The organism is Mycobacterium sp. 236(2023), from assembly GCF_029623955.1.
In the GTDB taxonomy this organism is placed as follows: domain Bacteria; phylum Actinomycetota; class Actinomycetes; order Mycobacteriales; family Mycobacteriaceae; genus Mycobacterium.
The window spans coordinates 47,352-67,414 of record NZ_JARSBP010000003.1; the positions used below are offsets into that span (position 1 = coordinate 47,352).

21 protein-coding genes are annotated in these 20,063 nt (G+C 66.7%); 5 read left to right on the forward strand and 16 right to left on the reverse strand.

What is annotated here, in order from left to right; genetic code table 11:
* Window positions 1-19: 19 nt before the first annotated feature.
* Window positions 20-1,576: an NCS1 family nucleobase:cation symporter-1 gene (locus tag P9A17_RS11325; protein ID WP_278038741.1), complete on the reverse strand. Its 1,557-nt coding sequence runs from the start codon at window positions 1,574-1,576 to the stop codon at window positions 20-22.
* Between the two features lie 61 nt (window positions 1,577-1,637).
* Window positions 1,638-2,339: a GntR family transcriptional regulator gene (locus P9A17_RS11330; protein WP_278038742.1), complete on the reverse strand. Its 702-nt coding sequence runs from the start codon at window positions 2,337-2,339 to the stop codon at window positions 1,638-1,640.
* Between the two features lie 88 nt (window positions 2,340-2,427).
* Here P9A17_RS11330 and P9A17_RS11335 point away from each other — a divergent pair, with 88 nt between their 5' ends.
* Window positions 2,428-3,771 carry a carotenoid oxygenase family protein gene (locus tag P9A17_RS11335; RefSeq protein WP_278038743.1) on the forward strand — a complete coding sequence of 448 codons (1,344 nt, stop codon included), beginning with the start codon at window positions 2,428-2,430 and terminating at the stop codon, window positions 3,769-3,771.
* Here P9A17_RS11335 and P9A17_RS11340 read toward each other — a convergent pair.
* A complete protein-coding gene (locus P9A17_RS11340) occupies window positions 3,704-4,669 on the reverse strand; it encodes an AraC family transcriptional regulator (RefSeq protein ID WP_278038744.1) in 966 nt (321 codons plus the stop codon). The genes P9A17_RS11335 and P9A17_RS11340 overlap by 68 nt on opposite strands.
* 85 nt (window positions 4,670-4,754) lie before the next feature.
* On the opposite strand from P9A17_RS11340, the gene P9A17_RS11345 reads away from it, so the two are divergent.
* The gene (locus P9A17_RS11345; RefSeq protein WP_278038745.1) at window positions 4,755-5,246 is read left to right on the forward strand and encodes an anthrone oxygenase family protein; all 492 of its coding nucleotides are present in this window, start codon (window positions 4,755-4,757) and stop codon (window positions 5,244-5,246) included.
* Window positions 5,247-5,249: 3 nt separating this feature from the next.
* Here the strand turns inward: P9A17_RS11345 and P9A17_RS11350 are convergent, their stop codons facing one another.
* Entirely contained in the window at window positions 5,250-6,119 is an 870-nt protein-coding gene (locus P9A17_RS11350; protein WP_278038746.1) for an RDD family protein, read from the reverse strand.
* A gap of 28 nt (window positions 6,120-6,147) precedes the next feature.
* Here P9A17_RS11350 and P9A17_RS11355 point away from each other — a divergent pair, with 28 nt between their 5' ends.
* Entirely contained in the window at window positions 6,148-7,140 is a 993-nt protein-coding gene (locus P9A17_RS11355) for a stage II sporulation protein M (RefSeq protein WP_278038747.1), read from the forward strand.
* A gap of 35 nt (window positions 7,141-7,175) precedes the next feature.
* Here the strand turns inward: P9A17_RS11355 and P9A17_RS11360 are convergent, their stop codons facing one another.
* From P9A17_RS11360 to P9A17_RS11395, 8 genes are all read right to left on the reverse strand, one after another.
* Complete coding sequence (locus P9A17_RS11360; RefSeq protein ID WP_278038748.1) at window positions 7,176-8,090, reverse strand: hypothetical protein; 915 nt, start codon at window positions 8,088-8,090, stop codon at window positions 7,176-7,178.
* Between the two features lie 162 nt (window positions 8,091-8,252).
* Window positions 8,253-9,575 (reverse strand): DUF58 domain-containing protein, encoded by a 1,323-nt coding sequence (locus P9A17_RS11365; protein ID WP_278038749.1) that lies wholly within the window; start codon window positions 9,573-9,575, stop codon window positions 8,253-8,255.
* Entirely contained in the window at window positions 9,575-10,495 is a 921-nt protein-coding gene (locus P9A17_RS11370; protein WP_278039815.1) for a MoxR family ATPase, read from the reverse strand. The genes P9A17_RS11365 and P9A17_RS11370 overlap by 1 nt, the downstream gene beginning before the upstream one ends.
* Before the next feature lie 38 nt (window positions 10,496-10,533).
* Window positions 10,534-11,679 carry a DUF4350 domain-containing protein gene (locus P9A17_RS11375; protein ID WP_278038750.1) on the reverse strand — a complete coding sequence of 382 codons (1,146 nt, stop codon included), beginning with the start codon at window positions 11,677-11,679 and terminating at the stop codon, window positions 10,534-10,536.
* Window positions 11,676-12,329, reverse strand: a complete 654-nt coding sequence (locus P9A17_RS11380; protein ID WP_278038751.1) for a DUF4129 domain-containing protein — start codon at window positions 12,327-12,329, stop codon at window positions 11,676-11,678. The genes P9A17_RS11375 and P9A17_RS11380 overlap by 4 nt, the downstream gene beginning before the upstream one ends.
* Before the next feature lies 1 nt (window position 12,330).
* Window positions 12,331-13,563, reverse strand: coding sequence for a hypothetical protein (locus P9A17_RS11385; RefSeq protein WP_278038752.1), 1,233 nt, complete (start codon window positions 13,561-13,563; stop codon window positions 12,331-12,333).
* Between the two features lie 51 nt (window positions 13,564-13,614).
* Window positions 13,615-14,268, reverse strand: a complete 654-nt coding sequence (locus P9A17_RS11390; protein ID WP_278038753.1) for a zinc-binding dehydrogenase — start codon at window positions 14,266-14,268, stop codon at window positions 13,615-13,617.
* Between the two features lie 10 nt (window positions 14,269-14,278).
* Window positions 14,279-14,686 carry an alcohol dehydrogenase catalytic domain-containing protein gene (locus P9A17_RS11395; protein ID WP_278038754.1) on the reverse strand — a complete coding sequence of 136 codons (408 nt, stop codon included), beginning with the start codon at window positions 14,684-14,686 and terminating at the stop codon, window positions 14,279-14,281.
* 123 nt (window positions 14,687-14,809) lie between these two features.
* Between P9A17_RS11395 and P9A17_RS11400 the strand changes: the two genes are divergently transcribed.
* Both P9A17_RS11400 and P9A17_RS11405 read left to right on the forward strand, forming a co-directional pair.
* Complete coding sequence (locus tag P9A17_RS11400) at window positions 14,810-15,796, forward strand: LLM class F420-dependent oxidoreductase (protein ID WP_278038755.1); 987 nt, start codon at window positions 14,810-14,812, stop codon at window positions 15,794-15,796.
* A gap of 11 nt (window positions 15,797-15,807) precedes the next feature.
* On the forward strand, window positions 15,808-15,936 hold the full coding sequence (locus tag P9A17_RS11405; RefSeq protein ID WP_278038756.1) for a hypothetical protein: 129 nt from the start codon (window positions 15,808-15,810) through the stop codon (window positions 15,934-15,936).
* On the opposite strand, the gene P9A17_RS11410 is transcribed toward P9A17_RS11405, so the two are convergent.
* Genes P9A17_RS11410 through P9A17_RS11425 form a run of 4 tightly spaced genes read right to left on the reverse strand, consistent with a single transcriptional unit; the run spans window position 15,937 to window position 20,008 of the window.
* The gene (locus tag P9A17_RS11410; RefSeq protein ID WP_278038757.1) at window positions 15,937-16,845 is read right to left on the reverse strand and encodes a phosphatase PAP2 family protein; all 909 of its coding nucleotides are present in this window, start codon (window positions 16,843-16,845) and stop codon (window positions 15,937-15,939) included.
* Between the two features lie 12 nt (window positions 16,846-16,857).
* On the reverse strand, window positions 16,858-17,838 hold the full coding sequence (locus P9A17_RS11415) for a hypothetical protein (RefSeq protein ID WP_278038758.1): 981 nt from the start codon (window positions 17,836-17,838) through the stop codon (window positions 16,858-16,860).
* The gene (locus tag P9A17_RS11420; protein WP_278038759.1) at window positions 17,828-19,468 is read right to left on the reverse strand and encodes an N-6 DNA methylase; all 1,641 of its coding nucleotides are present in this window, start codon (window positions 19,466-19,468) and stop codon (window positions 17,828-17,830) included. The genes P9A17_RS11415 and P9A17_RS11420 overlap by 11 nt, the downstream gene beginning before the upstream one ends.
* Before the next feature lie 45 nt (window positions 19,469-19,513).
* Window positions 19,514-20,008: a polyketide cyclase gene (locus P9A17_RS11425; protein WP_278038760.1), complete on the reverse strand. Its 495-nt coding sequence runs from the start codon at window positions 20,006-20,008 to the stop codon at window positions 19,514-19,516.
* Between the last annotated feature and the right edge of the window lie 55 nt (window positions 20,009-20,063).

Below are 20,063 nucleotides of genomic sequence, written 5' to 3' on the forward strand. Positions count from 1 at the left end.
GTCCGCGGGCCGATTCCGACTACCCCTCGACGAGTTCGGCTCCCTGCGGTAGCTGCAGCGCCGTCAGCTTCCACGGGCCACGCGTGGCGAGCAGGTAGTAGAGCCCGAAGCCGACCCCGCAGCCGATGAACCAGCTGTACTGCGCGGCGACGGACATGCCGGGCACCGAGCCGCCTGTGAGAACCGGGAACATGGCCAGGGCCGCACCGATGAGCGTCGCGGTAACGGCAGCAGGGTTGTAGCCCTTCTTGTAGAAGTAGTTGCCGCTTTCGGACATCTTGAACAGGTCGTCGACGACGATCTTCTGCTTGCGGACCAGGTAGAAGTCGGCGATCAACACACCGAACAGCGGGCCGATGAACGCACCCAGCGTCTCCAGCGTGTAGTGGATGACCTCTGGGTTGCTGTACAGGTTCCACGGCGTCAGCAGCACCGAACCGACGGCGGCGATCATGCCGCCCATCCGCCAGCTGATCTTCTGCGGGCTGACGTTGGAGAAGTCGAAGGCGGGGCTGATGAAGTTGGCGACGATGTTGATACCGATCGTGGCGATCGTGAACGTCAGCGCACCGAGCACGATGGCGGTGGTGCTGTCGATCCGCGCGACCGTCTCCACCGGGTCGGTGAGCAGTTCGCCGAAGACGGGAACCGTTGCGGCAGCGGTGATGACGACGAGAAGCGAGAAGACAAGGAAGTTGACGGGCAGGCCGAGGAAGTTGCCTTTCTTCACGGCCTCGAAGCTCTTCCCGTAGCGGGCGAAGTCGCCGAAGTTGAGCATGGGGCCTGAGAAGTACGACACCACGAGCGCGATCGCGCCGAGCATGACGACCAGCGTGTTGCCCTGCTTCTCACCACCGAGGCTCAGGCTGACATGCCAATCCGACTTCCACAGCAGGTAGCCGCACAGGATGAACATGACGACATAGACGGCCGGACCGCAGAAGTCGATGAACTTGCGGATCGACTCCATGCCGCGCCAGAACACACAGGCCTGCAGGATCCACAGGACGGTGAAGCTGCACCACCCGAGCAGCGACAGGCCGGTGAAGCCGTACTGGTCGACGTCGGCGTAGGGCATCAGGCCGGGAAACAGCTTGAGCAGCACGACATCCAGTGCGGCCGATGCGAGGTAGGTCTGGATGCCGTACCAGGCGACCGCGATCAGGCCGCGGATGATGGCCGGGATGTTGGCGCCGAGCACGCCGAACGAGCTGCGGCAGACCACGGGGTAGGGGACGCCGGCCTGTTGGCTCGGCTTTGCCACCAGGTTGCAGAAGATGTTGACGATGACGATGCCGATCAGCAGCGCGATGAGCACCTGCCAGCTGGCCAGGCCGAGCGCGAAGAGGCTGCCCGCCGTGACGTAGCCGCCGACGCTGTGCACGTCGGACATCCAGAACGCGAAGATGTTGTACGACGTCCACGACTGCTTGCCCAGAGGCGCGAGGTCCTCGTTGGTCAGGCGCGGGTCGTAGTCGTCCTTGATGACTCCGGCACCGACAGGGTGGCCCGCGGCTTCGACGATGTCGTTGGCGCCGACCACGGCGCTCGGAGGCAGATCTCGGGTGTCTGACATAGGTGAGCAAAGTAGTAACGCCGTGTTTCCCCGCCGTTGCGCCCAGAATATATTTTCGAGATCAGCGGTCTTGGATCACGAGCCCGGAATCGGCGGGCAAGGACTCGACGACCACGTTGAGGCGTTTGTTGTGAATTGCCGCGGCTGTCAACAGAGATTCAGCGTCTCCAGCAAGGAACGCGTCGAGCATGACCCGATGATCCTCGTGCAGCAGCGCCCGCTGCGACGGCTCGACATGCACCATCAACTGCACCGGTTCGGTGATGTTCCAGGCGGATTCGAGCATGTGCACGAGACGCAGCATGCGCGACGGTCGGCTCAGCGCCATGTGGAACTGCCTGCTGTAGCGGTGATAGGCCTGCGCATCATCGAATTTCAGCGCCTGCTCCAGGGTTTCGTGTACATCGCCGACGTGGATGCGGTCGGCGTCGGTGGCGTTCGTGATCGCGGCAGCCATCGCAGCGGTCTCCAACGTCTCGCGCACGAGGTACATCTCGGCGAGCTCGCTGGCGGTCAGTTGCGCCACGGCGTAGCCGGCGTTAGGGCGGTGCTGGACAAGGCCTTCGCCGGTGAGGGTTTTCAGGCTTTCCCGCACCGGAATGTGGCTGACCCCGAACATCTCGGCGATTTCACCGACGGGTATCGGTGTCCCCGGCGGTACCGCGCCGTCGAGAATCACGCGGCGCATCTCGTCGACGATGCTTTGCGCGTCCCTACCGAGCACGGCCTTGAACAGCGCTGCGGAGTGTCGGCGATCAGGCACTACCTGATCTTCCGCTCTTCGGACAGTCCCCGCGAGCCCTGGACATTCCACTATTGACATGTCATTTGTGGGATGTCAGTGTGGAGGCATGAGCGAGACCACTGAGACCGACTCGACTTTGTTCGGGACCGGAGACTTCTTCCAGGTCGGCAACTACGCACCCGTCGCCGACGAACTCACGGCCTTCGATCTGCCCGTGGTGGGCACGATCCCGCCCGAAATCGACGGCTGGTATCTGCGCAACGGACCGAACCCGCGTGAGGCGACCGGGCACTGGTTCACCGGTGACGGCATGGTCCACGGCGTGCGCATCGAGAACGGCCGCGCCGCGTGGTACCGCAACCGTTGGGTGCGCACCGACAGCTTCGTCGACCCGTTCCCGCTCTACAACGAAGACGGCACCCGCAACCTGCGCGCCAGCGTGGCCAACACCCACATCGTCAACCACGCGGGCAAGACCCTGGCGCTCGTCGAATCGTCGCTGCCCTACGAGATCACCAACGACCTCGAAACGGTGGGGGCCTACGATTTCGGCGGCAAGCTCGTCGACTCGATGACCGCGCACCCCAAGATCTGCCCGACCACCGGCGAGATGCACTTCTTCGGATACGGCAGCATCTCCGCTCCACATGTCACCTATCACCGGGCAGATGCCAACGGGCAGTTGATCATCGACCGACCGCTCGATGTTCCCGCGCTGACGATGATGCACGACTTCGCGCTGACCGCGAACTACGTCGTGTTCATGGACCTGCCGGTGGTGTTCAACCTCGACATCGCGACCAGTGGCGCCGGTGCCATGCCTTACCGCTGGGACGACGACTACGGTGCCCGGTTCGGCATCCTGCGCCGTGACGATCCGTACGGCGAGGTGCGTTGGTTCGACATCGACCCGTGTTACGTCTTCCATGTCGCCAACGCGCACGATGACGGCCGGACGTTGGTGGTGCAAGCGGTCCGGTATCCCGAGTTGTGGCGGGACAACGGCGGATTCGACACCGATGGCGTGATGTGGACGTGGATGATCGACCTGCAGAGCGGCGCGGTGCGGGAAAGCCAACTCGACGACCGCATCGTCGAGTTCCCGCGTATCGACGACCGTCTCGCGACGCTGCCCGCCCGCTACGCGGTGTCCGTCGGCGACCACAGCCTCATCCGGCACGACCTGACGACCGGCACGGCCGAGGAACACCGGTTCGGCACCGACGGAGGACCCGGCGAGGCAGTGTTCGTGCCGTCCGCCTCGGGCCCGGCCGACGAGAGCAGCGGCTGGTACCTCGGGTACGTCTACGACCCCGAACGCAACGGCAGCGACCTCGTCATCATCGACGCGTCCGACTTCGCAGGCCCACCTGTCGCCAGAATCACTCTCCCGCAGCGGGTTCCGTACGGGTTTCACGGAAACTGGATCTCCGGTAACCCTGAGGGCTGACGCGGTAGGCGCGCTTGAAGGCGCTGCTGAGTGCGAACGGGGTCGCGTACCCGACGCGACGGGCGATCGCCGTCAGCGTCGTGTCACCGTCGCGCAGCATGTCGGCGGCCAGCGCGAGTCGCCAACTGGTCAGAAACGCGATCGGCGGTTCGCCGACCAGTTCGGTGAACCGCCGCGCGAACACGGCACGCGAATTACCCACGGCGGCAGCAAGATTGGCAACCGTCCAGGGGTGCTCGGGATTGTTGTAGATCAGCCGCAGCGCCGGGCCGACGATCGGGTCGCGTTCGGCGTGCCACCACGTCGGTGCCAGCTCGTCGCGGTCGAACCACGTGCGCAGCACGTCCATCAGCAACAGATCGAGCAGACGGTCGAGATAGGCCTCCTGCCCAGGACCGTCACGGCCGGCCTCCACCGACAGCAGACCCACGAGCGGGCTCGGCAGCTCGGAGGAGCGCAGCACCAGCACCGTCGGCAGGGAATCCAACAGCCGGGTGCTGACCTCGCTGTGCCCGTCGTAGGTGCAGATGATGCTGCGGTGCGCGCCGTCCGTGGAGTTGCCCCACGTCCGCACCCCGACCGACATCGCGAAGCGCAGATCGTCACCGCGCAGCGTCGTGCACCGATTGCCGGGGTGGATCACCACCTGCGGTTCGGTGTCGGCGTCGGCGGCGAAGCGGTAGTGCTCGATACCGCGCGCCACAGCGACGTCCCCGGGCTGCAGGTCGAACGTCTGGCCCGATTCGGTCACGATGACTGCGCATCCATCGGTGACGCAGATCAACGTCAACGGTGCGTCGTCGCGGATCAGCATCGACCACGGCGGGTCCAGCGACATCCGCAACACGAACGCACCCCGTGCCCGCACCCCATCAAGAAGGCCACCCAGAGCATCCACGCCGGCAGTCTAACGAGACGATCACGTATGTAGACAGGATTATGGACGATGGATCGTCTCAATTGGACCCGGTTGACTCAGTGCCATGACAAGCCCGTTCCTGATCGCCGCGACCGCCTCTGCGATCGTCACCGCCACCACCGGCGGACTGTTCTACGCCTTCTCCACCTTTGTGATGCGCGGCCTGAACCGCACCGAACCCCTCGACGCCATCACCGCGATGCGCGGCATGAACGCCGAGGCGCAGGCCAATGTCCCGTTCCTGGCGCTGTTCCTCGGATCCGCCGCGCTCGCGCTCGGCGTCGGGATCGCCGCGGCGTTCCACCTGCGGACGCCGGGCGCCGGCTGGATCCTGGCCGGCTCGATTCTGGGCGTGGTGGCGTTCGTCGTCACGGTGACGTTCAACATTCCGCTGAACAACGCGCTCGATCGACTCGACCCGGCAACCCTCTCGATGGCCGACGCCGCGCAGGAGTGGCAGGCCTACCTGGTGCCGTGGACCAACTGGAACCACGTCCGGACCGTGGCGCCGCTGCTGGGGTCGGCTCTCGTCCTCGTCGGTCTGCTGCAGCGGTGACGCTCAGGACGGGAGAGCGAAGCCGCCGCCGGACTGCGGAGGCGGCGGCTGGTGTGGCGGAGGCTGCTGGTGCGGGGGCGGCGCCGGCGGCGGCCACTGGGGCGGTGGCGGGCCCACCGGAGCTTGCTGCAGACGACTCAGCTCGCGGCGGTGGCGTTCGGCGAGGACAGCGGCCAGCACCATCGCCGGCGGCGTCCCGGGCGGAGGCGGAGGCGAAATCTGAGCCACCACGTCGGACGCGATCCGGTACGCCATCTGGTCACGCACCGCAGGGTCCAATTGCGATGCCCGAGCGAGGAATTGACGTGACATGTCGGCCAATGACGGACTCAGTCCCGACAGCTGGAGCGTCGACGCCCACCACGCCAGCTGCGGCGGCATCATCGGGGGAGGCGCCTGCTTCGGCGCGCGTTCATTGATGACGACCGTGCCTGCGAACACGTCGCCGACGCGTTTCCCCTTCGCGGACAGCAGGCTGCACAACACCGCGGGACCGCCCGTCAGCGTCCACAGCTCGATCACGCCGGCCAGCCCACGGAACAGGGCCTGACGGAACCGCTCCGGGCTGCCGTCCTCCGACACCACCCGCAACCCGAGCGCCATCTTCCCCAGCGTCTTGCCGCGTGTCGCCGACTCGAAGATCACCGGATAGCCGACGAGCGCAATCACCGTGAAGATGATCAGCACCGCCCCCGAGAACGCCGGATCGGTGTCGGAAAGCGTGACCGCCCACAGCAGGACGCCGATGACGTAGAGCAGCAGCACCACGGAGACATCGATCAACGCCGACAGCGCGCGGACCGGCAACTGAGCGATCTGGATCTCGAGGACGACCGCGTCACCGGTCACCACGGGCTGTTGCTGGCCGACCATAATCAGCCACGCTACTAAAATCTCGGATGTGGATGTCGATGCGTTTGTCCTGGCGAACCGCTCGACGTGGGACCGCCTCGAGTATCTGGTCAAGAACAAGCGGCGTCTGACCGGCGCGGAAGTCGACGAACTGGTCGATCTGTACCAGCGGGTGTCGACGCATCTGTCGATCGTGCGGTCGTCATCCTCGGACGCGGTGCTGGTGGGCAAGCTCTCCGGACTCGTGGCGCGCGCGCGGGCGGTCGTGACCGGCGCGCACGCTCCGCTGTGGCGTGAGTTCATCCGGTTCTGGACGGTGGCCTTCCCCGTCGTGGTCTACCGCTCCTGGCGGTGGTGGCTGGCATCGGGCGTCCTGTTCTATCTCGTGGCCGCGGTGATCGCGGTGTGGATCGCGCACTCGCCCGAGGTTCAGGCATCGATCGGGACGCCCAGCGAGATCGAGCAGATCGTCAACCACGAGTTCGCGAACTACTACAGCGAGCATCCGGGAACGTCGTTCGCGTTGCAGGTGTGGGTCAACAACGCGTGGGTGGCCGCGCAGTGCATCGCGATGGCCGTGCTGCTGGGAATCCCCATCCCGTACATCCTCTTTCAGAATGCGGCCAATCTCGGCGTGAACGCGGGGCTGATGTTCGAGGCGGGCCGGGGTGACATCTTCCTCGGACTCATCACACCGCACGGGCTGCTCGAGCTGATGGCGGTGTTCGTGGCTGCCGGCGTCGGCATGCGGCTGGGTTGGTCGGTGATCTCGCCCGGCGACCGCCCACGCGGTCAGGTGCTGGCCGAGCAGGGCCGCGCGGTGATCGCGGCGGCGATCGGACTGGCTGTGGTTCTGCTGATTTCGGGTGTGATCGAAGGATTCGTGACGCCGTCGTCGTTGCCGACGTTCGTACGGGTGGCGATCGGCGTCACGGCCTTCGTAGCGTTCCTCGGCTACGTCGTCTACTTCGGCCGTAAGGCGGTCGCTGCGGGGGAGACCGGCGACATCGAGAATGCCCCCGACGTCGTCCCGACGGGCTGAATTTCTCCCGCGAGCAGACACAAACTCACACGAATTCAGCCGAAATGGTGTGCATTTGTGTCTGCTCGCGAGGAGAACCGGGCGCGCATCAGATGGTCATTGATGCGTGCGGCGAGGCGCTCGGGGTGCAGTCGCACATCTGAGACGACAATCGGGATGACTGTCCATCCGGCATGCTGAATTCCAGCGAACCGCTTCTTGTCGTTGAGCATCTCGACCCGGCCGGCGTGCCAGTCGATGCTCTCGTACTCGGCAGCGACCAAGCACCCGGGCCACGCGAAATCGACACGCCAGCAGTCGTCGTCGCCTTCAATGAGGTACTGCAGCTCTGGACCGGGGACGCCGTGGTCGTGCATCACCAACCGGGCCTCACTCTCCATAGGAGATTCAGCGCGACCGTCCGCGAGCTCGAGCAGTTCGCGTACCGCGACGATGCCCCGTCGGCCGCGCTGTTCGAAGGCGGCGGCGTCAAGCTCTGCCCGCGTGCACAACTCGGAGTGCAGGGCGGCGTCGAGGGTGGCCAAGGCACGTGGGCGGCGGAGTGTGCGGGCGACCTCAACCGCGGTCCAGGCGGGCGTCGTCGCGAGTCGACCGTGGATTCGGCGTATGGGCGCCCCCAACCGCTGATGCACCATGAGGCCGACGGTCGGCCTGATCCGAACCCCAGGATCGAAGATGTGGATTGCTTCTGTGCCTTCGGTGTCGAAGCCGTACAACGTGGCCGCTGTGCCCATGCAGGCGACGGCCGGCTGACCGAGGTAGGTATCCAGCGACGTAAGCCTGCCCAGGTAGTTGGGTTTCGTCATCGCGTAGACGCCGTGCCAGACGCGGATCACCTCCTGCCTGCGCACCAGGACATCAAGCTGCCGGCGGGTTATGACGTCGAGAATCGCCGCCGACGACAGGTACCCTCCGCCACTTCTGAAGAGGTCTTCGACAGCCTTCTGCACACTCGGATCGTCACCCGGTGTCGAACCCTCGCGGCTCGGTAACTCGGGTTCCTGTGGATGAAATCGCTTCTGTGGACAAAGTTCTTGTGGCGAGCAGACACAAACTCACACGAATTCAGCTGAAAACGTGCAAGTTTGTGTCTGCTCGCGGGAAGGGGTGAGTTACAGGCGGCCGGCGGCCTTCATCGCCAGGTAGTGGTCGGCCAGGTCCGGCGCCAGCTCCTCCGGCGGCGCGTCGACGACATCGACGCCCATCCTGCGCAGCAGCGTTGCCACAGCCCTACGGTCGTTGCGCGAGCGTTCCGCTGCCGCAGCGTCATACACCTCGACGGCGTCGGCGCGGCCCGCCGCGAGCTTGTCCACGCGCGGGTCGGCGACGCTCGCGACGATCACCCGGTGCTTGGCCGTCAACTGCGGAAGCACACTGAGCAGGCCCTCGTCGATCGCCGACGCGTTCAGGTCCGTCAACAGCACCACCAGCGCGCTGCGTCGCACCCGGCGCTGCACCGCCGCCACCATCGACCGGGCGTCCGACTCGACCAGCGACGGCTCCAGCGGCGCCATCGCGGCGACGAGCTGGGCCAGCAGTTCCGTGCGCGATGCATTGACCACCGCGGCGCGGGTCTCGCGGTCGTGGGCGAGGAAGTCGACGTGGTCGCCGGCTCGCGCGGCCAGCGCCGCCAGCAGCAGCGCCGCGTCGAGTGACCAGTCGAGGCGGGGCCAGCCGCCCGGATCAAGAGCCGTGGGGTCAACACCGACACGGCCTGCCGACGTCCGCCCCGTGTCGAGCACGATCACCACACGGCGGTCCCGTTCGGGGCGCCACGTGCGCACCACCACATCGGCGCGCCGGGCCGTGGCCCGCCAGTCGATGGACCGGACGTCGTCACCGACCACATACTCACGCAGAGAGTCGAATTCGGTACCCTGCCCCCGAATCAGTACGGGCGTCATGCCTTCCAGTTCCCGCAGCCGCGCCAGCCGGGACGGCAGGTGCTTGCGGGACAGGAACGGCGGCAGGATACGGATCTGCCACGGGGCCCGGTGGGATGCCTGCCGTCCGGCCAAACCCAGCGGCCCGATCGATCGCGCCGTGACCAGCGCCGAGTTCTGGTCTCCCCGGCGCACCGGCTGCAGCTCGGTGTCGAGTCGAACCCGTTGGCCCGCGGCGATATTCACCGAATGTGTTCGAGGCTGTGCGCGGGCGCTCGGCGCCCACGCATCGCGGACGAGACCGCGGAAGCGGGATCGTCCACCGTTATCGACCGTCAGCTCCGCGATTACCTGCTGCCCCAACCGCGCCGACACCGACCCGCTGCGTGAAAGTCGCAACGCGCGCGGACTACTCGCGAGCACGGCGTCAACTATGCTGGCAACAGCCAGCAGTGCCGCCAGTACTCCGAACGTCACTGCGGGATAAGGCGACAGCAGGACGGGCAGAGCGCACAGCAGTGCGATCAGCCCGGCGCGACCAGTGAGGACCACTAGCGTGGGACGGGTACCGCGGACAGGATCCCCTCGATCACGCCGTCGGCGCTGGAACCCTCCAGCTCGGCCTCCGGCCGCAGCGCGACCCGGTGGCGCAGCGTCGGGCGGGCCATCGCCTTGACGTCGTCGGGGGTGACGTAGTTTCGACCCGACAGCCAGGCCCAGGACCGTGCCGTCGCCAGCAATGCCGTCGAACCGCGGGGGGACACGCCCAGTTGCAACGACGGGGAATTCCTTGTGGCACCGACGATATCGACGATATAGCCGAGCACTTCGTCGCCGACGAGCACCTGCCGCACCGCTTCTCGGCCCGCCGCCAACTCCGCGGGCCCGGCGACGGGTTTTATGAAGGACAGATCGCGTGGATCGAATCCCCGTGCGTGCCGGGTGAGGATGGCGATCTCCTGATCACGCGGCGGCAGCGGCACATTGAGCTTCAGCAGGAAGCGGTCGAGCTGCGCTTCAGGCAGCTGATAGGTGCCTTCGTACTCGATGGGGTTCTGCGTGGCGGCGACGATGAACGGGTCGGGCAGCGGGCGCGGTTCGCCGTCGACGCTGACCTGACGCTCCTCCATCGCCTCCAGCAGTGCGGCCTGCGTCTTGGGTGGTGTGCGGTTGATCTCGTCAGCCAGCATCAGATTGGTGAACACGGGGCCCGCGCGGAACTCGAACTCGGCGGTGCGTGCGTCGTAGACCAGCGACCCGGTCACGTCGCCGGGCATCAGGTCCGGCGTGAACTGCACGCGCTTGAACTCCAGTTGCAGCGCCGCGGCAAGCGTTCGCACCAGCAGCGTCTTCGCCACCCCCGGCACGCCTTCGAGAAGAACATGGCCGCGACACAGCAGGGCGATCACCAAGCCGCTCACGACGGCATCTTGGCCGACAACGACTTTCGCGATCTCGGCGCGAAGGGCCATCAACGCGTTGCGGGCACCCTCATGATGGGTGGGCTCTGTCACGACTGTGCGACCTGCCTTTCGATGTCGTCGAGTGCGCGTGCGAGGTTCACGAGATCGGCGTCGGTGGCCGGGTGCGGGCCGTAGAGCGTCGAGCCGACGGAATGGGAGTCCAGAGCGCACCGATCTGCGACGGCTGCAACGACTTCCGGCTCCGTGGCCGCCTGGTCGAGTCCGAGCCGGGGCAGCATGCGCTGCCGCGTCGACGCGCGCAGCGATTCGGCCGCGATGTCTCTCGCGCGCCGGGATCGGTACAGCCGCCCGCGACCCTCGACGGTCTCCGATGCGCGCACCACCACGGGTAGCTGCTCGGCGACCAGTGGACCGACGCGCCTGCCGCGCCACCACGCCAACAGAGCGACTCCCAGCGCCAGTTGCAGGATCATCCAATACACTTGCGACGGGATGAGATCGGTGAACGAGGCCGAACCGGAGGATCCGCCGCCCTGATCGAATTGGGGTGCATACCAGATCATTCGGGGCTGGGTGCCCGCAAGGTTCATCGCCAGCGCCGCGTTGCCCTCGTCCGACAGGCGTGAGTTCAGGACGAATTCGTCGCTGCCGACGACCGTGATGGTGCGTCCGGCGTCGGTGTAACGCGCCAGAGCGCCCTCGTAGCAGGTGGTCACCGGAACCGAACCCTGGGCCTCGAACGTCTCGGCGACGCCGAACTGCACGGCACCGGCCTGGTTCGCCTCCCGAAGGTCGCAGCCCGGTGTCAACCCCGTGTATTCCGTCGCGTCCACGTGCGTCAGCTCGGGTGCCAGCGCCTCCCTGGTCCGGCCGATCGGGGCGATCAGGAGCCGGTCACCGGGGACCTCGGACAGGCGCTGCAGGAGTTCGTCATCGAACAGATGAAAGGTCTGCGCGGCGACCACGAGGGTGCCGTCTTGAGCCTCACGTTCGACGTCGTCGATGGTGCCTGCCTCGACGACGGTCACGCCGTGGTCGCGCAGCAGCGCCATCAGGGCGTGGACACCCTCGGGCGAGGTGGAGGCCGGGTCCAGCCGCCCACCGAGTCGCGGCGCCGTCAGCAGGGTCGTCGCCGTCGCGACCGCGACGATTGCGACCAGCCCGAGCAGCACCCACCGCAGACCCCGCCACCGCTGCGTGATCGTCGAACCCACCGCGGTCGACGTGCTCATCGGACCTCGGCCCACGGCTGGGAGGCCGACGCGTCGTCGGATACGCCGGGACTCGGCGCGGTCTGCGTGCCCAGCTTGCCGTCCAGGTCGGCGATCATCCTGTACTGCGGCTCGGTCGCGGGACGTTCCCCGTAGGTGACATCGTTGAAAACCTCTGCGGCGGTCAACAGTTCACCAGACAATCCGGATGTCGCGCGACCCGCGGTGCGGGCAAGTTCGGTGGCGGTGCGTCCCGGCACCGGGTCGAGGACGCCGTTCTCCTCCAGTTGGCGGGCGATCGCGCGCAGCCGATGGCGGATGGCGGGGGCCCAATCCCCGGACGCCGCATAGCGTTCCGCGGTTGCCCGATGCTCGGCCGCGCTCAGCATATGGTCACCGAACAGAACGTCCGTCTCACCGCGGCTGCTGCGCATCGACCGTCGCGCGATGCGCACGGCGATGACGATCGCCACGACGAGCAGGATCAGCAGGACGGAGATCGTCAGCCAACCACCGGGGAACTTCGACGCGCCCGCCGTCAGGCGATACAGCAACTCCTCCAGCCAGTCACTGAGGATGTCCATTGCCGACGGTTTCGGATAGATCGGCTTCGAGAGCTCGGCCTGCGCGGCGTCGCGCGCCGCATCGCGGTCGATGTCAATCGTCGACACGTCAGCGCGGACCGGTGAGCCAGAGGTCGTCGGTGGAGTTAGCCGGAGCGTAGGGGCCCGCTGCGGCGCCCGTCTGCAGCACCAGGTCGAAGGCTTCTGCGCGAATGCGGCGATCGGTGTACTGCAGGACCGCGACTCCGGCCGTGAAGGGGCCGGTGATGATCTGACCGATCGCGCCGCCGACGGAAGCCAGCACGAGCGAAAGCAGGAATGCGCCGGTCGTCGGGGACACGGTGATCGCGACCTGGCTGCCGATGCTGAACGGGATCGACACCGCTGCCGCGATGAACTGCGCGACGATGTAAGCGAGCAGCCAGATGCCGAAAACCCGCCAGAAGTCGCCCTTGATCAGTGCGTACGACCGCTTGATCGAGGACATCATGTCGCGACGTTCCAGCACGATGATCACCGGCGCGAACGTCAGAACGGTGGACACCCAGATCGACAGCAGGATGGCAGCGAGGACCAGCGGCACCGCGACCACGAATCCGGCGGGCCCGTCCAGTGCGAAGAATGCGACCGCGCTCAGCCCGCCCACGATGCCGAACAACAGGACGAAAGCGAGTGCTTTGAGCAGCGAGAACCCGATCAGGGGCCAGATCCTTGGCTTTAGTCGCTGCCACGCCTCGCCGATCGTGATGCCGGCGCCGAACACCGATCGCCCGATGACGACCGTCAGCATGCCGCTGAGGATGGACGCCGATAGCGCGGTCGTGATGGCACCGGCCAGGGCTGACCCGACCCAGCTGAGGATGAGCCCTGCGGACGGTTCGTCGCCGTCGAGGGCGGTGGCGAAGTCCCCCGTGAAGGCGATCGGCCAGAGCGACAGCAGGAGCGTGATGATCTGCGCGACCACGACGACGATCGTCGTGAGACCCAGGGTGGCTTTGGGATTGGCGCGGACGTAGGACACCGCCCCGTTGAACATGTCGGACAGGCCGAGCGGGCGCAGCGGTACGACGCCGGGTTTGATGACCGGAGGCGGGCCGTACGGCGGGGGATAGCCCGGTGCTCCGTACCCGTTCGGCTGCCAGTTCGGTGGCGGTCCGTACCCGGGCGGCGGTGCGCCGTAGCCAGGTGGCGGGCCATAGCCGGGCGGGGGCCCGTAACCGGGGGGTGGGTAGCCCGGGTAGCCGGGTGGGGGTGCCTGATAGCCGTGCGGCGGATACCCCGGAGGCGCGGCTCCGTGGGGTGGTGGCCCCGCCGGTCCGTAGCCGCCGGCGTCGTAGGTCATGCAACCATCCTGTCGATCAGCCGCGAAATTGACAACGTCAGCTGACGGAGGTCAGTCGTAGACGATGACCGCGCGGCCCAGGACGTCGCCGCGGGCGATCGCTTCGAGTGTGTCGTTGACATCGTCGAACCGCACCCTGGTGACCGAATGCTTGATCTGCCCGGTTTGCGCAAGCGCGAGTACCTCGGTGAGGTCGTTGTAGTTACCCCAGAACGACCCGTAGTAGGTGTATTCGCGAGCCACCAACGGAAACAGCGGAATGTCCACCCGATTGCCGATCAGCCCGACCGAGGCGACGGCTCCCTCCGCGGCGAGCAGCGAGAATGCCAGCCGAATCGAGTCCTCGGAACCGGCGCACTCGATGACCGCATCGAGTTCGCTTCTCCCGGTGAGTGATTCGAGTTCGGAGCGCACGGCGTCGACGGTTTTGTCCCGGACGTTGATGACGTGGTCGGCGCCGTTCTCCTTGGCGATCTTGAGTTTCTCGTCGCTGCGCGCGAAGGCCACCACCTGGGCTCCGCCGCCGAGCAACTTCGCGTATTGCACCGCGTAGCTGCCGAGCCCGCCCACACCGGACACCGCAACCGTGCGCCCGGGGCCCAAATGGCCCGCTGCCCGCAACTTCTTCAGTCCGCGATACGGAGTCAGCCCCGCATCGGTCAGCGGTGCCAGATTGTCGGGGGACAGCTCGCCGTTTCCCGGCATCTTGATCAGGTTACCGGTAGTTGACGGGCATGTACTCCTGGTATCCGCCGTGGAGGCCGAAACCGGCCCACACGCCGTGGGCGCAGAGCTGCTCGTTGCCTTCGTGGCACTGCCGGCACGCCCCGTCGCCCCAGCTGCCGAACACCACGACCTGGTCGCCCTCGGACAGGCCGGCCGACGTCGGGACGGCGGCGCCGATCCCGTCGACCCAACCGGCGACCTCATGGCCTGGGGTGATCGGGAAATCCATCGACAGGCCGTTGTCGAAGTAGCCGTCGATGAGCTGAAAGTCGGTGCGGCACATGCCTGCACCGCCGACGCGGATCAGCACCTCCTCCGGCCCCGCGGTGGGGACGTCGATCTCTTCGAGGCGCAACGGCTGCTTGTACCCGTACATCCTCGCGGCACGCATCTTCATGGGCACTCCTGTCATCCTGGAAGTCCGAGGTGTTTCTGCTGGCCACAACGGTATCTATCAAGATCAGTAGACGTCCAGAGATCAGTATCGTTTTGCGCCGACCAGCCCGGGTACCCGAACCCTATGACGCGTTTCGGCTACACCCTGATGACCGAGCAAAGCGGACCGAAAGAGCTTGTCCGCTATGCGATATCGGCAGAAAATGTGGGGTTCGACTTCGAGGTTTCCAGCGACCACTACTTCCCGTGGCTGTCCTCGCAGGGGCATGCGCCGTACGCGTGGTCGGTGCTGGGCGCTGTCGCCCACGCGACCGACCGCGTCGAACTCATGACCTACGTGACGTGCCCGACGTTCCGTTATCACCCGGCGATCGTCGCCCAGAAAGCCGCGACAACCCAGATCCTTGCCGATGGCCGTTTCACGCTGGGACTCGGCAGCGGAGAGAACCTCAATGAGCATGTCGTCGGTGAAGGATGGCCGACCGTCGCGCGGCGACAGGAGATGCTGCGCGAGGCCATCCAGATCATCCGCGAACTGCAAAGCGGTGACATCGTCGATTTCAAAGGCGAGTACTTCCAGGTCGATTCGGCCCGGCTCTGGGACGTCCCCGATGTCCCCCTGCCCATCGCGGCTGCCGTCTCCGGCGACCGGTCGGTCGAGACGTTCGCCCCGCTGGCCGACCACCTCATCGCCGTCCAACCCGACAAAGACGTTGTCGACGGCTGGCACGAGGCGCGGCGCGCCACCGGACTGCCGGGCGACGTCCGCGTGATCGGGCAGATCCCCATCTGCTGGGATCCCGATCGCGACGCAGCGATCGATCGCGCCCATGACCAGTTTCGGTGGTTCGCCGGCGGCTGGGCCGTGAATGCCGATCTGCCGACCACTGCCGGATTCGACGGTGCGACGCAATTCGTCCGCAAAGAAGACGTCGCCGAGTCCATCCCGTGCGGCCCCGACCTCGATGCCATCGTCGAGTCGGTGCGCGAGTACTGGGAAGCCGGCTTCACCGACATCGCGCTCGTCCAAGTCGGTGGCGACAGCCAGGACGCGTTCCTGGAAGAGGCAGCAGGGCCGCTGCTCGACAAGCTCCGCTCCGCATCGCACTGAGAGAGGACCTCATGACCCGCGGCAAGGGAATCTACGACGACGAGAAGCAGAGCACAGACGCCGACGACAAGGACGTCGAGCGGCGCGCAACCGACGACACCCCAGACGTCAACAAGGACGCCGACGAGCCCACTGCGTGATCAGCGCGCGTCGACGGGATCACCTCGGCGCTTGGTTTCCAAGCGGTGCCACGTCCACCAGAACAGCAGCGCCGCGAAGATCGATCCGGCGGCCGCGACCCACTGGGCGCTGAGGAACAACTGCCACTCGACATCGCCGTCGATGCGCTCATCGACGGCAGCAATGAGTGACACGCTACCCAGTGCGAGGCTCACCGTGCCAACAAGGGCGACGACCGTGACGAAGACGGTGCGCAGTGTGAACCGAGCCGCCCCCGGGGACACCACCGCCCGGATTCGGTCGGTGCGGGCGAGGAAATGTGCTGCGCCGCATGCTACGACGAGAGTGACCGCATCCGCGGACAAGACATCCGAGAGACGGTGCCAGCGCGCGATCACGGTGTAGGCCCCGATGCCGACCGCCCACGTGAGCGCGAAGAACATCGCGATGCCTCGAAAACGGTACGGCACCACGATCAGCGTGGCGAACAACACCGACATGGCCGCCGTCGTATGCCCGCTCGGAAGCGTATTCTCCAGATACTCGTTGGTGGACAGCAGTTCAGGTCGTTGCAGCACAACATATTTCAGAATTTGGGTGACCGCCTGACTGCCGAGGATCACGGCCATCGCGGCCACCGCGAGATGGACTTGGCGGCGCAGCAGCCCGATCGCGCCGACACCCAACGTCGCCACCGCCAGCGATGTATACGTGATGGTGCTCAGGGCTTTGCTCGCAGCCAGATACGCGCGCTCGCCCACTTGTTCGGCACCATTGAGCGCAGCGTTCTCGACTGCCTGACCGGTGGAGGTGCGGACCGCGAGAAGGTAGACCGCCACGAAGAACAGCGACGAGCAGATCGCGATGACGGTCCACCGGCGGCGCGCCCGGCGGAGCCGCCGCGCAGTCTCGTCGAGTCCCGTGTGCACGACTGCCAGACCCTAGCCGACAACTTGACTGCGGCGCAGACGAGCCTCCTCGTGTTGGGTGATGTTCGAGTTGTCCAGGACGATCGTCAGCATCCGCGCGAAGAATCGGGCGGGGCTGAGCTCGGCGGGCACCAGGTCGGTCCGCAGGGTCACCTCCGGCAGCGCTGCGAGCTGCGCGGAGACGTCAACCGTAGGTGCGTCCCTGTCGTCGGGCTCGTCGATGTCGAAAAGGTACGGCTCGATGACTGCGTCGTCGGCGGCCGGAGGCCCGTCCGGCGGTGCGTCGCCCTCCCATTCGGGCACGACGAGCGCGCACGCGTCGTACGCGTCGTCTTCACGGCCCAGCTTGATCAGAAGGTCGACGATCCAGTCGAACTGTCTGCGCTCCTCCGAATAGGCGGTCGAGCGCAACGAGTACATGAAACCGAGCGCAGCCAGCGGATGACGCAGCGCGAGGTTCTTCGCGTCTCCGTAGGACTCCTCGACGCGGTTGGCGGCGTTCTTGCCGAACGACGAGTCCATCCGCTTCGTCGAAATGAGCAGCTCCGGACCCGTCTGCCACGACGACATGATCACATCGACCTGTTTGAAGTAGTTCTTGCCGGCGATGTTGGCGGATGCGGCGCCAATGCCTCCGCCGGCCCGGAGCCGCTCCATGAGCTCCTTGCGTGCGGCCTTGGGGATCGACTTCACGAAGTTCAGCACGTCGCGGTCGACGACGCGGGGAGCCTCGGCCCGGGGCCACACCGCGTCGGGGTCGAGGCCGGCGCGTCGCAGCTCATAGGCGACCCACACGTCGAGCGCGAGTGCAGGTACACCGGAACGACTTTCGGCGCCGAGAAGGATCGGGACGGCCAGCAGCTTGCGCAGCGCGTCGTAGTCCGGGGCGAACCCGTCGGCCTGCCACGGGTTGACGTCCTTCAGGGCGGACCGGTCGACGATCGCGTCGAACAGCGGCCAGGCGAGCGACTTCGAGCTGGGTTTACTTGGCACCGTGGGCTTTTCCCCGGGCGATGCGGCGGGCGGTGAGGCTGGTGTGGTCCCGGCGGATGGCGCGCAGCTGCCGCTCGGTCACCGTCATCGATCCGATCAGAAGGGCCTCGTCGACGAGGGCCACGGCATCGAGCAGCCGACCGTCACGCAGCCGGGCCGCCACCGCAGGCTTCACGCTGCGCAGCTGATCGGCGGTGCGCCGAACCAGATCCGGCGACGGCACCGGCAGCACGTCGGCCTCGCGCGGCTCGATCTTCAGCATCCCCCCACCGTAGGCGCGGCCCACCGTCTCGGCGCCCAGCAGGGTCACCGAGTTCAGCGACGCGAGCGGCAGAAGGTTCATCCCGTCGCGGCGCACCTCGTCGCGCAGGTACACGCCGTGCACCGAGTTCAGATGGTGTGCCCGCGCGCGGTTGCTCGTCAGGCGCGGGGTGTCGGCGTTCATGTACGTCAGGAACAGATCGGCCGGACGCAGATACGGCACACGCCACCAAGGGTTTCGGACACGGCACTTGTAGGCCTGATGTACGTCGAGGTCCTCGCCGGAGCGGATGTAGTGCCAACCGGCCGCCGACGGCTGCTGCGCCGGACGGAAGAGGTACGTTGCGAGGCCTTCCTGCCCGAGCCCCTGCAGCGACTGCTCGGTCAGGCCGAGGCCGCGGAGGTGGCGGGACCCGGGAGGCGACAGCGTGATGATGTCTGATTCGGCCAGCCCAAGCGCCTCGACCTTGGCGGGGGACAGCGTGAAGAACCGATTGCTGCCCGTCACCATCCCCAAGGTCGTGTCACCCCAGGTTTCGAGGAACGTGAACGCCTCGCCGCGGACGACGGCGTCGAACGCCGACAGGCCTGCCGCCGACATCAACCCGGCCGACCACTTGGCGCCGTTGGCCGGTGGTGTCCAGCGCCGCGTCGCGGTGTCGCGGTCGAGCGCGTCGGCGTCCTTCACCTGCGACAGCTGCATATGGGTGGCGCCGCTGCCCCCCGCGGGGGTGAAGCCGTCCGCGAGGAGCAGCACGACTTCCTCGAGAACCCCGGGGAACACGCGTTCGTCGAACAACACGAGACCGACGGACGCGAAATGATCCATCAGGAACTGGCGCACGCCGGAGGCGTAGTTGACGCTGAGCAGCTCCGCGGGCAGCACCAACCCGAGCCGCCCGCCCGGCTTGAGGTGCAGGGCCGAGTGCACGGTGAACGCCGCCCACGACGACGCGAGGTTGGACAGTGTGACGCCCGCACGCAGCGCAGCCTCGCGGGCACGGGTGCGCGACTCCCCGGTGAAATCCTGGTAGCGGACGTACGGCGGGTTGCCGATCACGGCATCGTAGGTGCCGAACTCGGTGTGGCAGAAGAAGTCCCGCGCGTGGATGGTGGCCGCTATGCCGCCGGAGCGGAGGCTGCGTTCGGAAGCCGCGGCGGACTCGGTGTGGATCTCGACGCCGACAAGCGGGCCGTCGTGGCCGCGCCGGCCGACCTCGTGCAGGAACACCGCCTCTCCGCAGGACGGCTCGAGGACGGCGTGGCCGGGGTGCCGGACGGCCCAGTCGGCGAGGAAGCGCGCCACGGGCGCCGGGGTGAAGAACGCACCGCGCGCCTTGCGCAGCGAGGAGTCGTCACCCGGAAGCATGCCGATATCGTGCCGCAGCGCACCGACAGGCCGGTGCTGACCCGCCTAGGCGCTCTCGGCCAGTTCCGCCAGATGCTGCAACGAGTTGTCCAGGTGCACGGGGTCGAACGGCGGGAACTCGATATCGGGGTCCTGTACGCCGGACCAGTCGTAGGTCAGCGTGACGTGCGTGCGGTCGGTTCCGGCCGGTACGAGGTCGTAGCGCCAGATCCAGCCGCCGTATTCGACGGTGTCCCCCTCGGAGGCGTCGCGACCCGGAATGTGCCGGGGTTGCGCTCCCGGCATCCACGCGATGGCGCGGGGCCGGTCCAGCACCTCGATCCGGTTCGACATCTCGTAGTGCTTGTTCGGGTGGCCGTCGTGATACATGCCCATTCGGAAGATTTGGCCGATGTCCGTCAGGCGGTCACGGTCGACGGGCTGTTGCACCCATCCGGTGCCGTCGATCGCGCCGTGGGTGGAGGGGTCGGCCAGCAGGTCGAACACGGTCTCGGCCGAGGCGCCGATGACGGCCTTCGCGGCGACGAACTCTTCTGTCATGTCGATTCTGACCGTAATTGGCGCACGGACTCATCGGTGGGTGACGAGACAATGG